General features: G+C 60.5%; 11 protein-coding genes and 1 tRNA gene. 4 read left to right on the forward strand and 8 right to left on the reverse strand.

Annotated elements, in window-relative coordinates; genetic code table 11:
- Positions 1–32: 32 nt before the first annotated feature.
- The 8 genes from pnp to EV688_RS11800 all read right to left on the reverse strand — a co-directional run bounded on the left by pnp (position 33) and on the right by EV688_RS11800 (position 8,942).
- The gene (pnp, locus tag EV688_RS11765) at positions 33–2,177 is read right to left on the reverse strand and encodes a polyribonucleotide nucleotidyltransferase (protein ID WP_117318551.1); all 2,145 of its coding nucleotides are present in this window, start codon (positions 2,175–2,177) and stop codon (positions 33–35) included.
- A 61-nt stretch (positions 2,178–2,238) separates the two neighbouring features.
- On the reverse strand, positions 2,239–2,508 hold the full coding sequence (rpsO, locus tag EV688_RS11770) for a 30S ribosomal protein S15 (RefSeq protein ID WP_117318549.1): 270 nt from the start codon (positions 2,506–2,508) through the stop codon (positions 2,239–2,241).
- Between the two features lie 102 nt (positions 2,509–2,610).
- Positions 2,611–3,540 carry a tRNA pseudouridine(55) synthase TruB gene (gene truB / locus EV688_RS11775; protein WP_117318547.1) on the reverse strand — a complete coding sequence of 310 codons (930 nt, stop codon included), beginning with the start codon at positions 3,538–3,540 and terminating at the stop codon, positions 2,611–2,613.
- A gap of 3 nt (positions 3,541–3,543) precedes the next feature.
- A complete protein-coding gene (gene rbfA, locus EV688_RS11780; RefSeq protein ID WP_117318545.1) occupies positions 3,544–3,975 on the reverse strand; it encodes a 30S ribosome-binding factor RbfA in 432 nt (143 codons plus the stop codon).
- Between the two features lie 20 nt (positions 3,976–3,995).
- Positions 3,996–6,707, reverse strand: coding sequence for a translation initiation factor IF-2 (gene infB / locus EV688_RS11785; protein ID WP_117318543.1), 2,712 nt, complete (start codon positions 6,705–6,707; stop codon positions 3,996–3,998).
- 66 nt (positions 6,708–6,773) lie between these two features.
- Positions 6,774–8,267 carry a transcription termination factor NusA gene (gene nusA / locus EV688_RS11790; protein ID WP_117318541.1) on the reverse strand — a complete coding sequence of 498 codons (1,494 nt, stop codon included), beginning with the start codon at positions 8,265–8,267 and terminating at the stop codon, positions 6,774–6,776.
- Positions 8,268–8,297: 30 nt separating this feature from the next.
- Positions 8,298–8,753 (reverse strand): ribosome maturation factor RimP, encoded by a 456-nt coding sequence (gene rimP, locus EV688_RS11795; RefSeq protein WP_117318539.1) that lies wholly within the window; start codon positions 8,751–8,753, stop codon positions 8,298–8,300.
- Between the two features lie 112 nt (positions 8,754–8,865).
- A tRNA-Met gene (locus tag EV688_RS11800) sits at positions 8,866–8,942 on the reverse strand.
- Between the two features lie 426 nt (positions 8,943–9,368).
- Here EV688_RS11800 and EV688_RS11805 point away from each other — a divergent pair.
- From EV688_RS11805 to pstB, 4 genes are all read left to right on the forward strand, one after another.
- Complete coding sequence (locus EV688_RS11805) at positions 9,369–10,352, forward strand: PstS family phosphate ABC transporter substrate-binding protein (RefSeq protein WP_117318537.1); 984 nt, start codon at positions 9,369–9,371, stop codon at positions 10,350–10,352.
- Positions 10,353–10,422: 70 nt separating this feature from the next.
- Positions 10,423–11,355, forward strand: coding sequence for a phosphate ABC transporter permease subunit PstC (pstC, locus tag EV688_RS11810; protein WP_117318535.1), 933 nt, complete (start codon positions 10,423–10,425; stop codon positions 11,353–11,355).
- 1 nt (position 11,356) lies between these two features.
- On the forward strand, positions 11,357–12,310 hold the full coding sequence (gene pstA / locus EV688_RS11815) for a phosphate ABC transporter permease PstA (protein WP_205686664.1): 954 nt from the start codon (positions 11,357–11,359) through the stop codon (positions 12,308–12,310).
- 31 nt (positions 12,311–12,341) lie between these two features.
- Complete coding sequence (pstB, locus tag EV688_RS11820) at positions 12,342–13,187, forward strand: phosphate ABC transporter ATP-binding protein PstB (protein ID WP_240624380.1); 846 nt, start codon at positions 12,342–12,344, stop codon at positions 13,185–13,187.
- Positions 13,188–13,232: the final 45 nt, after the last annotated feature.

The raw sequence follows: 13,232 nt of genomic DNA on the forward strand, positions 1-13,232 counted from the left end.
AATGCTACCCGCAACGGTCGCGGGCAGGCACGTCAGGCATCCTCGTTGGGAGCCTCGGCGTCGTCGGCTGACGCCTCTTCCGCGGCAGGCGCCTCGTCCTCAAGCAGCTCTTTGATGGAGAGCTTGATGCGGCCACGCTGATCGACATCCAGCACCTTCACCCGGACATCCTCGCCTTCCTTGAGGTAGTCGGACACGTTCTCTACCCGCTCATTGGCGATCTGGGAGATGTGCACCAGACCATCCTTGCCTGGCAGAATGTTGACGAAGGCGCCGAAATCGACAATGCGCGCCACCTTGCCGGTGTAGACCGCACCCACTTCGGCCTCGGCGGTGATTTCCTCGATCATGCGGATCGCCGCATCCCGTGCGTGCTGATCCTGGCCGAAAACGCGGACCGTCCCGTCGTCATCGATATCCACCGTCGCGCCGGACTCCTCGGTAATCATGCGGATTGTCGCACCGCCCTTGCCGATGATGTCGCGGATCTTGTCTGCATCCACTTTCAGCGTCAGCATGCTCGGCGCGTTGGCAGACGTGACCTTGCGCGGCTCCGACATGACCTGGTTCATCTGGCCGAGAATATGCAGGCGCGCATGCTGTGCCTGCTCAAGCGCGATCTCCATGATCTGCTCGGTAATACCCTCAATCTTGATATCCATCTGCAGGGCAGTCACGCCATTTGCGGTACCGGCCACCTTGAAATCCATATCGCCAAGGTGATCCTCATCACCCAGAATGTCCGTGAGAACGGCAAACTGGTTGCCCTCCTTGACCAGACCCATGGCAATACCGGCCACCGGTGCCTTCAGCGGCACCCCTGCGGCCATCATCGCCAGCGAGCCCACACAGACAGATGCCATGGAGCTTGAACCGTTGGACTCGGTAATCTCCGAGACAAGACGGATGGTGTAGGGGAACTCGTCTTCCTTCGGCAGCACCGCGGCAAGACCGCGACGGGCCAGGCGACCGTGACCGACTTCGCGACGGTTGGTGAAACCCACGCGCCCGGCCTCGCCCACGGAATAGGGAGGAAAGTTGTAGTGCAGCATGAAAGGATCGCGACGCTCGCCTTCCAGCGCATCGATGATCTGTGCATCCCGGGTGGAGCCCAGCGTGACCGCACCGATCGCCTGGGTCTCGCCACGGGTAAACAGCGCCGAGCCGTGTACCTTGGGCAGGATGTCGACTTCGCAGGCAATCGGACGCACCGTGCGGGTGTCGCGACCGTCAATACGTGGCTCACCGTTCAGTATGTTCTCACGGACCAGCGCCTTCTCCACCGCCTTGAACACATCCTTGACGTCATCGGCTGACGGGCCACCTTCTACGGCCAGAGCATCGGTACAGGCACTGCGGATCTGCGACACCTTCTCGTAGCGCTGCGCCTTGTCGGTAATCCTGTAGGCCTCGGCGAGCCCGGCCTTTGCCTGCGCCTCAACGGCCGACACCAGCTCCGCGTCAGGCTCTACGGGCTCCCAGTCCCAGCGCGGCTTGCCAGCTTCCGCCACCAGTTCGTTGATGGCCTGAATGACAACCTGCATTTCCTGATGGGCAAAGAGTACCGCGCCCAGCATCTGGTCTTCTGTCAGCTCTGCAGCCTGGGACTCTACCATGAGGACCGCATCCGAGGTTCCGGCTACCACCATGTCCAGCTTGCTATCGCCAAGCTTGGCGTAAGACGGATTGAGAAGGTAACCCTCGGATTCGGTGAAGCCAACGCGCGCGCCACCAATGGGGCCGTTGAACGGGCAGCCGGAGATGGCCAGCGCGGCCGAGGTACCGATCATCGCCGGAATATCGGGATCAATATGCTTGTCCGCTGACATGACGGTACAGATCACCTGCACCTCGTTCATGAAGCCGTTGGGAAACAGCGGTCGGATAGGCCGGTCGATCAATCGCGACGTCAGCGTCTCTTTTTCGCTGGGACGTCCCTCGCGCTTGAAAAAACCACCGGGGATCTTGCCGACAGAATACGTTTTCTCGACGTAATGGACTGCCAGGGGGAAAAATGGCTGTCCCGCGCGGGCAGTTTTCTCCGCCACCACCGTGACGAGTACCGAGGTGTTCTCTACCGTGACCAGCACTGCGCCGGTCGCCTGCCGGGCGATGCGCCCGGTCTCCAGCGTAACGGTCTGCCCGCCGTACTGGAATGTCTTGGTTACTGGATTCACTGTCTTCTCCTGTTCTTTACATGACTACCGGGGCACCCGGCCCCGGTAGAGTGGGCAGCGCTTATCGACGCAGGCCCAGACGCTTGATCAGATCAAGGTAACGCGACGCATCTTTGCGCTTCAGGTAATCCAGCAGCTTACGACGCTGATTCACCATGCGAATCAGACCGCGTCGTGAGTGGTGATCGTGCTTGTGTGTCTGGAAGTGATCACGCAGCTGTTCAATATTCGCCGTCAGCAGAGCGACCTGCACTTCCGGGGACCCTGTGTCACCCTCTCCACGCTGGTATTCCTGTACGATTTCCGATTTCTTCTCAACTGTTAATGCCATTGTCATATCCTCTTGTAATCTGCCGGGGTGGCCGCCTGAAAGCGGGCTGTATACCCCGATTGCTAAAGAGCCTGTCCGTGCAGATTGACAGACAGGTTCGCGTCACCTCGTGGTGACCATCAGTCGACGCGGCGCAACCCGCCCGTCGTCCAATATTTCGCCAATACCCAGAAATTCTCCATCCTCCAGAGAACAGCGCACCATACCATCGCAGGGTGCATTTGGCACGAGCACTGCCTGACCCTGGCGCAGGTAAAACCCGGCCGATTCGCTCAGAGTGACCTTGGGCATTCCCAGCAGGGCACGCTGGGACGGCAGCAGCAGCGCATCCATCGCGGACAAATCACCACTGCCCTGCAGACTCTCCAGCACGGGAAGGGAAACCGACTCGTCGAGTGAAAAAGGCCCGGACTTGACGCGACGCAGCCGCGAAACATGCGCGCCGCAGCCAAGGCTCTCGCCCAGATCCTCTGCCAGGGAACGGATATAGGTTCCTTTACTGCAGTGCACCCGCACATCGACTTCGGCAACCGGACCCGGGCGGAACGCGAGGAGACTGTAGCTGTAGAGAGTAATGCGGCGTGCTTTTCGGGGTACCTCGATACCCTTGCGGGCAAGCTCGTAAAGCGGTCGCCCCTCGTGCTTTATGGCCGAGTACATCGACGGTATCTGCTCGATACTGCCGCAGAAAGGCGCCATGGCCGCCTCGACCTGATCCCGCGTGATAGCGCTGGCATCCGCACGCGAACGTTCCTCGCCCTCGGCGTCTCCCGTCGTGGTGGCAACACCCAGGGTAAAGGTGCTCTCGTAGATCTTGTCCGCGTCGAGCAGATACTGCGACAGCTTGGTAGCCTCGCCAAAACACAATGGCAGGACACCCGTGGCGAGTGGATCGAGGCTGCCCGTATGCCCGGCCTTGGCCGCATTGAACAGGTGCCTGACACGCTGCAGGGCCTTGTTGGAAGAAAGGCCAGCAGGCTTGTCGAGAATGAGAATGCCATCGATTGGCCGACCACGCCGCCGTCGAGCCATGCCTCAGTGCCCGCCCTTGTTGTCGTCGTCGGCACTGGCGTCGTCGCCGGCATCGCCGCGCAGGGCGTCCAGCGCCCTGTCGCTGGCTTTCGCCTCGCTGATCAGGGACTCCATCTCACGACCTCGACCCACGCTGCGGTCAAAGCGGAAAGTCAACTTAGGCACGCTGCGCATGGTCGCTTCCCGGGACAGCAGGCTGCGCAGAAACCCACTCGCCCGGTTCAGGACCTCACTGGTTTCCTTCGCGTCTTCCTCGCTGTCTACCCCGAGCTGGGTGTAATAGATCTTCGCGTAGCCGAGATCGCGACTGACGTCGACACTGGTAAGACTGATCATGCCCAGCCTGGGATCACGCAGTTCCTGCTGGATCAGGGTCGCCAGCTCACGCTGCAGATAATCTGCAACCCGCTGCGTGCGACTGAATTCCCGTGCCATCGGTCGATATCACCCGCCACTTACAGTGTGCGGGCAATCTCCTTGACTTCGAACACTTCGATCTGGTCGCCCACCTTGACGTCGGTGTAGTTCTTGACGCCGATACCGCACTCCATGCCATTGCGCACTTCGCTGGCATCGTCCTTGAAGCGGCGCAGTGACTCCAGCTCACCTTCATAGATCACCACGTTGTCACGCAGCACGCGGATGGGCTTGGAGCGGTAGACCGTGCCTTCCGTGACCATGCAGCCGGCAATCTGGCCGAACTTCGGCGAGCTGAAGACATCGCGCACTTCGGCAATGCCCACGATTTCCTCGCGCATCTCCGGCGCCAGCATGCCGGTAAGCGCCAGCTTGACGTCGTCGATAAGATTGTAGATCACGTTGTAGTAACGCAGATCCACACCCTCGGCCTCCACCAGTCGCCGCGCCGAGGCATCGGCGCGCACGTTGAAACCGAAAATAACCGCATCGGATGTCATGGCCAGTGTGACGTCGGTTTCGGCGATGCCGCCAACGCCGCTGGATACGATGTTCACCTGCACTTCCTCGTTGCCAAGATCGAGCAACGCGGTCTGGATCGCCTCGAGGGAACCGCGGACATCCGCCTTGACCACAACATTCAGCGTGCGCTTCTCGCCCGCCGTCATGCTCTCGAACATATTGTCGAGCTTCGCCGCCTGCTGCCGCTGCAGCTTGTTGTCGCGGGTTTTTTCCTGACGGAAGGCCGCGACGTCGCGGGCACGCTTCTCGCTTTCGACAACCGCGAACTGGTCACCGGCATCCGGCGTACCGTCGAGGCCCAGTATCTCCACCGGAATGCTCGGACCGGCTTCCTCGATACTGACGCCGTTTTCGTCCAGCATGGCGCGAACGCGACCATAATGTGAACCGGCGAGCACGATATCACCCTGTCGCAGGGTACCGCTTTGCACCAGCAGTGATGCCACCGGGCCACGCCCTTTGTCGAGGCGCGACTCGATCACCAGACCCTGGCCGGGCACGTCCCGCGGCGCCTTCAGCTCCAGCAGCTCTGCCTGCAGCAGCACCGCATCCAGAAGATCCTCAATGCCGTCGCCGGTAATGGCGGAAACCGGTACGAACTGCGTGTCGCCCCCCCACTCTTCCGGAATGACTTCCTGCGCAGACAGCTCGTTCTTGACGCGATCGGGATCGGCACCTTCCTTGTCCATCTTGTTGACCGCCACAATCAGCGGCACCCTGGCGGCGCGTGCGTGCTGCACGGCCTCGATGGTCTGCGGCATGACGCCGTCATCTGCTGCCACTACCAGGATCACGATGTCCGTGCTCTTGGCACCCCGGGCGCGCATGGCGGTAAACGCCGCGTGGCCCGGGGTATCCAGAAACGACACCATGCCGTGACCGGTTTCCACGTGGTAGGCACCAATGTGCTGCGTAATACCCCCTGCCTCACCCGAGGCCACGTGAGCCTTGCGGATGAAGTCGAGCAGGGACGTCTTGCCGTGGTCCACGTGACCCATGACGGTGACTACAGGCGCCCGTGGTTCGGGGGTGCCATCGTGCTGGGACAGCGTTTCGGTCAGATCATCCTCGAGTGCATCGGCGCTGATGTGCCTCACATTGTGCCCGAGTTCCTCCACGACCAGCGTCGCGGTGTCGCGATCAATCATCTGATTGATGGTCGCCATCACGCCGAGCTTCATCAGCTCCTTGATCACTTCGCCGGATTTCACGGACATCTGCTGCGCAAGTCCGCCCACCGTGATCATGTCTGCGATTTCGACATCGTAGACTTTCTTCTCTGTGGGCATCTCGAATCCATGTCTGCCGTGTTCTTCGTGGGTGGCCTTCATCTTCTTGCGCCCGCCACGGCGACGCAGGCGTCCGCTTTCAGCCGCCTCAAGATCGGACAGTGACAGATTGTGACCACGCTGCTTGCCACGGCCAAGCGTGTCACTGCGGTTCAGGCGTCCCCGTGTACTCTTGTTGCGTCGCGGCTCTTCACGCGCCGCCGGCTCGGTTGGTGCCGCATGCAGCCGCTTGGGCTTGCGCGAGGCTTCCTCGCGGGCCTTGCGAGCCGTTTCCGCGGCCTCCTTCTGCTCTTCCTCAGCCTTGCGTGCTGCAACCGCAGCCTCGCGGGCCGCGGCTTCTTCCTGCTCCTTTTTCTGGCGGCGCAGTGCGGCGCGCTGGCGGAGCACTTCCGGATCCAGATTGGCGGGATCAAGGTCTTCTTCGTCAGGCTCGGGTTCAGGCTCGGGCGTGGGTTCGGGCGCCGTTTCAGGCTCTGTCACCGTCGGCGCCTCTACCGGCGGCTCGACAGGTACCTCAGGCGCAACCTCCGCCGCCGTCACTGTTTCCGTACTGGACGTCGCGGGACCTTCACCGGCAGCCTCGCTCAGCGTCTCCGCTGCAGGCGAATCCACCACATCTTCCGGTGCGCTCTCGGCCTCGTCGTCACGCTTGATATAGGTGCGCTTCTTGCGGACCTCGACGTTCACGGTCTTCTTGCCCTGTGACCCACCGGTGCGCAAGGTGCTGATCGTCTTGCGCTTGAGCGTGATCTTGCGCGGTGCATCCGTGGATTCACCGTGGTTACGCTTCAAAAAAGCCAGCAGCGTCTGCTTGTCCTCATCGGACACCACCTCATCGGCACCGTTGTGCGGCAAACCGGCGTCCTTCATCTGCTTGAGCAGACGCTCAACCGATGCATTCACGGATTTCGCCAGTTGCTCTACTGTCACCTGCGCCATTCAATACTCTCCTTTGGTACCCTGCCGACTGAAAACCACATCCGTCCTCGCAACCCGACGTCGCGTTTACTGTGCGTCTTCCTCGAACCAGGGTTTGCGCGCCGTCATAATCAATTCGCCCGCGCGCGCTTCCGTCATCTCTTCAATATCCATCAATTCGTCGACACCCTGTTCGGCGAGGTCTTCCATTGTCACCACACCGCGGCTGGCCAGGACATAGGCAAGATGGCGGTCCATCCCGTCCATGCCAATCAGATCTTCCGCCGGCTCGTTCGAACCCAGCTGCTCCTCGGACGCGATCGCCATCGTCAACAGCGCGTCCTTGGCTCTCGCCCTGAGCTCTTCGGCGATATCCTCGTCAAAGCCCTCGATAGCGGTCATCTCATCCAGGGGCACGTAAGCCACCTCTTCCAGGGTAGTAAATCCCTCTTCGACCAGGATGTCCGCAACGTCTTCGTCAATGTCCAGCTGATCCATGAAGTTCTGGATAATCTGGCCCGCTTCGGCCTCATGCTTCTCGGCCGCCTCTTCATTGCTCATGACGTTGATGGTCCAGCCGGTGAGCTCGCTGGCGAGACGAACATTCTGACCCGAGCGGCCGATGGCCTGTGCGAGATTGCCCTCGGACACTGCCACGTCCATGGTGTGGCCATCCTCATCGACAACGATGGACTCCACTTCCGCCGGCGACATGGCGTTGATGACGAGCTGGGCAGGATTATCGTCCCAGAGGACGATATCCACACGCTCATTGTCCAGCTCATTGGATACTGCCTGCACGCGCGAACCGCGCATGCCCACACAGGCTCCCACCGGGTCAATGCGCTGGTCGTTGGTTTTCACTGCGATTTTTGCCCGCGAACCCGGATCGCGGGCGGCGCTGCGAATCTGGATAACCTCTTCCGCGATCTCCGGCACTTCGATCTTGAACAGTTCAATCAGCATCTCGGGGCACGAGCGGCTGAGAATAAGCTGGGGCCCACGGGTCTCGCTGCTGATTTCGCGCAGAATGGCCCGCACCCGGTCGTTGACCCGGAATGTCTCGCGACCGACCAGCTGATCCCGCGGCAGCAAACCCTCGGCGTTGTTTCCAAGATCCACGATGACATTGTCGCGGGTGACTTTCTTCACGGTGCCAGCCACCAGCTCACCCACTCGACTCTGATACGCCTCAACCACCTGCTGACGCTCGGCATCGCGGACTCGCTGTACGATCACCTGCTTGGCTGTCTGGGCGGCAATACGCCCGAAGCTCACGTTTTCCACCTGCTCTTCGAAGATATCGCCGGGCTTCAGTGCCGGATCCTTCTCAATGGCTTCCTCGGTGGTGAGCTGCGTGCCGAGCAGTGCTATTTCGTCATCGGGAACCACAAGCCATCGACGCACGGTTTCGTAGTCACCGGTCTTGCGATCAATGGTGACCTCGATGTCGGCGTCCTCGTCGTAGCGCTTCTTGGTGGCAGTCGCCAGGGCGAGCTCAATGGCCTCGAAGATGATATCCTCGGATACGCCCTTTTCGTTGGATACCGCTTCTGCAACCAGCAGGATTTCTTTCGTCATCAGTCACCTTGCCCCAGGCCGACGCCAAGGCTACGCCTTGAGCTCTACACGTGCCTTGTCTATTTGATCAAACGGCAGCAGGTACTCGTGATCTTCTACCTGCACCACAACATCCTCGCCCTCTATGCCCTTGAGAACCCCACGAAAACGGCGCTGGCCCTCATAGGGCGTGCGCAATCTCACGTCCACCGCCTCTCCGCTGAACCGGTCATACTGCGGGAGACTGAACAGACGGCGGTCAAGGCCCGGCGATGAGACCTCGAGCGTGTAATCGCCGGCAATGGGGTCCTCGACATCCAGCACGCTGCCGACCTGGGCACTGACCAGTGCGCAGTCGTCAACGCTAATGCCGGCATCGCGGTCGATATACAACCTGAGCACACTGTGGCGCCCCTGAGACAGGTGCTCGACTCCCCATAGCTCGAAGCCCAGCGCCTCCACTGTCGGCTGCAGCAGCTGCCGCAATGTCTCTTCTCTGCTGCTCACGGATCTCCCGTCAAGCCTTTACATCATCTACGAAAAAGACGCCATATACGAAAAAGCCCCATAAAGGGGCTTTTCACGTCGCATCACTGGTATCGGAGCAAGTGATGCAAATTGGTAGCGGGGGCCGGATTTGAACCGACGACCTTCGGGTTATGAGCCCGACGAGCTACCAGGCTGCTCCACCCCGCATCAAAACACGCTCATGATAGAAACGCATACCTACTGCTACCTGCGTTACTACCCCGGAAACCGCCCTCAAGCTGCCTCCGTTGAGGTGGCGTAGTATAGGTATGCGTCGATAGCGGGTCAACCGGTTTCGACAAAAGAATCCGCCGTCGCCACACGTCGGCATGGCGCCTGCCAACTGACGACCACGAACAATCAGGATACACTTCACGCGACACAACGGTTGCTCGGATCCGCAATGCCGCCAGCATACCGTGGCCACCGGTATCGAGGGATGACGGCGGTATGCGACGATCCGTCATATTTCTGTAACAATTTGCAGGCATCCTGTCCTGCCGGGCAGTGCTGGCCAGCATTCCGACTGGAGCCCCGTCAGCAATGTCAGACTGCGTTACCTGTATCCACGGCGATTGAAAGCCAGAGGAGTTTATGACCACATACCGATCGATCCTTACTGTCTCGATCCTCAGTGCCACGCTGGCTGTCGCTGCAGCGGCACGGGAAGTCATTTCCATTGATGGATCCTCCACCGTGTTCCCGATTTCCGAGGCTTTCGCGGAAGAATTCCAGATCGAGACGCGCACGCGCGTGACGGTCGGCCTGTCTGGTACCGGCGGCGGATTCAAAAAATTCTGCCGCGGCGAAACGGACTTTACCGGGGCGTCAAGACCGATTCGCAAGGGTGAATTGGAGGAATGCCGTGAAAATGGGGTTGAGTTCATAGAGCTGCCCATCGCCATGGACGCTCTCGCCAACGTTGTCCATCCGGACAACGACTGGGCGCAATGCATGACTGTCGACGAGCTGCGTCGCATGTGGGAGCCCGAGGCCCAGGGCACGATCACCAACTGGAACCAGATACGTGACACCTTCCCGGATGCGCCGTTGCGCCTGTTTGGCGCCGGGGTGGACTCGGGCACTTATGACTATTACACGTTTGCGCTCACCGGCGTGGAGCATTACTCGCGTGGCGACTTTACCGCGACGGAGGACGATAACGTCACCGTTCAGGGCGTCTCCTCGGATCGCAATGCCTTCGGTTTCCTTGGCCTTGCCTACCTCGACGAGAACCGCAGCCGTCTCCGTGCCGTGACGATCAGACAGGAAGACGGCAGCTGCGTAGGCCCCAGCGTCGAAACTGCGCGCGACGGCAGCTACCAGCCGCTGTCACGGCCACTGTTCATGTACGTCAACGCCTCCGCCCTTGATCGGCCTGCGGTGCAGGCTTATGCCGATTACATGATGGATCCCGAGAACGGCGTATTCCTGGTTGAGGAAGTGGGCTATGTCCCACTGCCGGAAGAAGCGTTCGAAATGGGCCGTGCGAAGATCAAGGCACGCAAGACAGGAAGCTATTTCGATGGCGGCTCGGAAGTCGGCGTGATGATAGAGGACCTGCTGGCAATCGAGTAAGCTCTGACGCACCGGGGCGAGTGGTCACAGAGGCCACTCGCCTTTCTTGTTTTTGAGGCCAGGGGGACGCATGGCTCCAACCAGAATTCCAAATGCGACGGAACTGGTTGCATCGGGATTTGTCGCCCGACGCAAGCTGCTGAGTCGGGTGATGTCGGTGCTTCTTTTTCTGTGCGCCGCACTGTCCGTGTTTGTCACAACGGCAATTGTGGTGATTCTTGTCTCGGAGTCCTGGGAGTTTTTTGCCCAGGTGTCGATTATCGATTTCCTGACGGGCACCATGTGGACACCGGTGTTTGCCAATCCCCAGTTCGGCGTGCTGCCTCTGCTGCTGGCGACCCTGCAGACCGCGGCACTGGCCATGATGATCGCCGTACCGATGGGGCTGCTCATGTCCATCTACCTGAGCGAGTACGCCAACCCGAAGGTCCGGGAAATCATGAAACCGGCGCTGGAACTGCTTGAGGCGGTGCCGACCGTGGTCTACGGCTACTTCGCGCTACTGGTCATGACTCCATTCCTGCAGAAATTCATCCCGGGGCTTGCCGGCATCAATCTGCTGGTTCCGGGCATCATCCTTGGCATCATGATTCTGCCCTACGTGGTCTCGGTCAGCGAGGACGCCATGCGGGCGGTGCCCAACGGGCTCCGCGAGGGCGCCTATGCGCTGGGCATGTCCAAATGGCAGGTGGCGCTGCGCGTGGTCGTGCCCGGCGCCTTTTCGGGCATTACTGCCGCGTTCATCCTCGGCATGTCCCGCGCCGTGGGCGAAACCATGGTTCTCGCCATCGCGGCGGGACAGAACCCCAACCTGACCTTCGACCCGCGCGAAGGCGCCGCCACCATCACCGCCTATATTGTGCAGGTCAGCCTGGGTGACCTGCCCCATGGTTCGCTGGCCTACTCCACCATCTTTTCTACCGGTCTTGTGCTTTTCATCATGACGCTCGGCTTCAATCTCGCCGGGTTCTATCTGCGCAAGCGCTTCCGCGAGGCTTACTGATATGGCGTTTACCAGCAGCGGAAACCTGTCCTCGGCAGAGATGTCAACACGCGACGCCATCGGTGCCGTCAATCGCGCCAAACGCATCGACAAGATATTCGCCGTAGGCGGCATACTGGTCATGGTTATCGCCATGGGTCTGCTGTTTGCCCTCATCGGCGACCTCGTGGTGCGCGGTCTGGGCCGCATCGATTACGACTTCCTGACCAGCTTTCCGTCCCGCCGCGCCGAGCGCGCTGGCATACTGTCTGCCTGGGTCGGCTCTATCCTCGTGATGCTGACAACGGCATTTCTCGCCATCCCCGTTGGCGTGGCGGCGGGCCTGTATCTCGAGGAGTATGCGCGCAAGGGCTGGCTGTCGAATATCATCGAGATCAACGTGTCCAACCTGGCCGGGGTACCTTCAATCATTTACGGTCTGCTCGCACTCGGGCTGTTTGTGTATGGCCTGGACCTGGGCAAGACCATCCTTGTCGCCGGTATGACTCTGGGCCTGCTCATTCTGCCTATCGTGATCGTATCGACCCGGGAGGCGGTGCGCGCCATTCCGCGAGTGATCAAGGAAGGTGCCTATGGCCTCGGGGCCGACCAGTGGCAGGTCATGTGGCACTACATCATCCCCGCGGCGCGCCCCGGCATTCTCACCGGTGCCATTGTCGGCCTGTCGCGGGCAATCGGCGAGACGGCACCCATCATCACTATCGGCGCCCTGACGTTCATTGCCTTCCTGCCGCCGGCACCGGTTTCAGGGGACTTTCCGTTCATCAACTTCGACTGGCTGACCGACGGTTTCACGGTACTTCCGATCCAGATGTTCAACTGGATTTCCCGTCCGCAGGCCGATTTTCACGTCAACGCCGCCGCCACCGGGGTGGTGCTGATGGCGCTCACCCTGTCCCTGAACGGGATTGCGATATGGATCCGCTACCGTCTGCGCCGCGAGCACCACAATTGAATACACCGAATCGCCAAATCTGGAACCTGCGATGACCAATATGCCCGACAAGAGAGCTGCGGAAGCCACGACAGATGCCGACCAGCCACCCATTCCGCCCCGCAAAGAAAAAGCGCCCTTGAGAGCGCGGGTGGAAAACCTCAATTTCTACTACGCCGATGGTTTCCAGGCCCTGCGCAACGTTTCAATGCCGATTCTCGATCGACAGGTGACGGCACTCATCGGACCGTCCGGCTGCGGCAAGTCGACCTTGCTGCGCTGCTACAACCGCATGCATGATCTCTATCCGGGCAATCGTTATGAAGGATCGGTGATTCTGGAGCCGGAGGGAGAAAACCTGATCGGCCCGGATGCCGACCCGGTGCTGGTGCGTCTGCGCATTGGCATGGTATTCCAGAAGCCCAACCCCTTTCCCAAATCCATTTACGAAAACGTCGCCGCTGGCCTGCGGGTGCGCGGTGTCCGCAACCGGGCGCTCATCGACGAAGCCGTTGAAACCGCGCTGCGCCGTGCCGCCATCTGGGATGAGGTAAAAGATCGGCTGGACGGATCCGCCTACGATATGTCCGGTGGCCAGCAGCAGCGCCTGTGTATTGCCCGCGCGCTGGCCCCGAACCCGGAAATCCTGCTTCTGGACGAGCCCACGTCAGCACTGGACCCCATTGCCACGGCAAAGGTCGAGGATCTGGTGCAGGAGCTGTCGAAAGATGTGACGGTGGTCATCGTGACGCACAACATGCAGCAGGCCGCGCGAATCTCGAATCGCACGGCCTTCATGCACATCGGCCAGCTGATGGAGTTCGACGAGACCAGCAAGATCTTCACCAATCCCTCGCACCCGCGCACAGAGGCCTACATCACGGGCCGCTACGGCTGATTCGACACCCGTCAGCTTTTTTCAAGCGCTTCGCCCGGCGGTCCG

The sequence above is a fragment of the Chromatocurvus halotolerans genome, from assembly GCF_004340525.1.
Taxonomy (GTDB): Bacteria; Pseudomonadota; Gammaproteobacteria; order Pseudomonadales; family Halieaceae; genus Chromatocurvus; species Chromatocurvus halotolerans.

Coding starts and splice junctions, on each gene's coding strand:
- infB (WP_117318543.1), bottom strand. CDS start 6,707: ATGGCGCAGGTGACAGTAGAGCAACTGGCGAAATCCGTGAATGCATCG.
- nusA (WP_117318541.1), bottom strand. CDS start 8,267: ATGACGAAAGAAATCCTGCTGGTTGCAGAAGCGGTATCCAACGAAAAG.
- rbfA (WP_117318545.1), bottom strand. CDS start 3,975: ATGGCACGGGAATTCAGTCGCACGCAGCGGGTTGCAGATTATCTGCAG.
- pstA (WP_205686664.1), top strand. CDS start 11,357: ATGGCGTTTACCAGCAGCGGAAACCTGTCCTCGGCAGAGATGTCAACA.
- rpsO (WP_117318549.1), bottom strand. CDS start 2,508: ATGGCATTAACAGTTGAGAAGAAATCGGAAATCGTACAGGAATACCAG.
- truB (WP_117318547.1), bottom strand. CDS start 3,540: ATGGCTCGACGGCGGCGTGGTCGGCCAATCGATGGCATTCTCATTCTC.
- pstB (WP_240624380.1), top strand. CDS start 12,342: ATGACCAATATGCCCGACAAGAGAGCTGCGGAAGCCACGACAGATGCC.
- pstC (WP_117318535.1), top strand. CDS start 10,423: ATGGCTCCAACCAGAATTCCAAATGCGACGGAACTGGTTGCATCGGGA.
- EV688_RS11805 (WP_117318537.1), top strand. CDS start 9,369: ATGACCACATACCGATCGATCCTTACTGTCTCGATCCTCAGTGCCACG.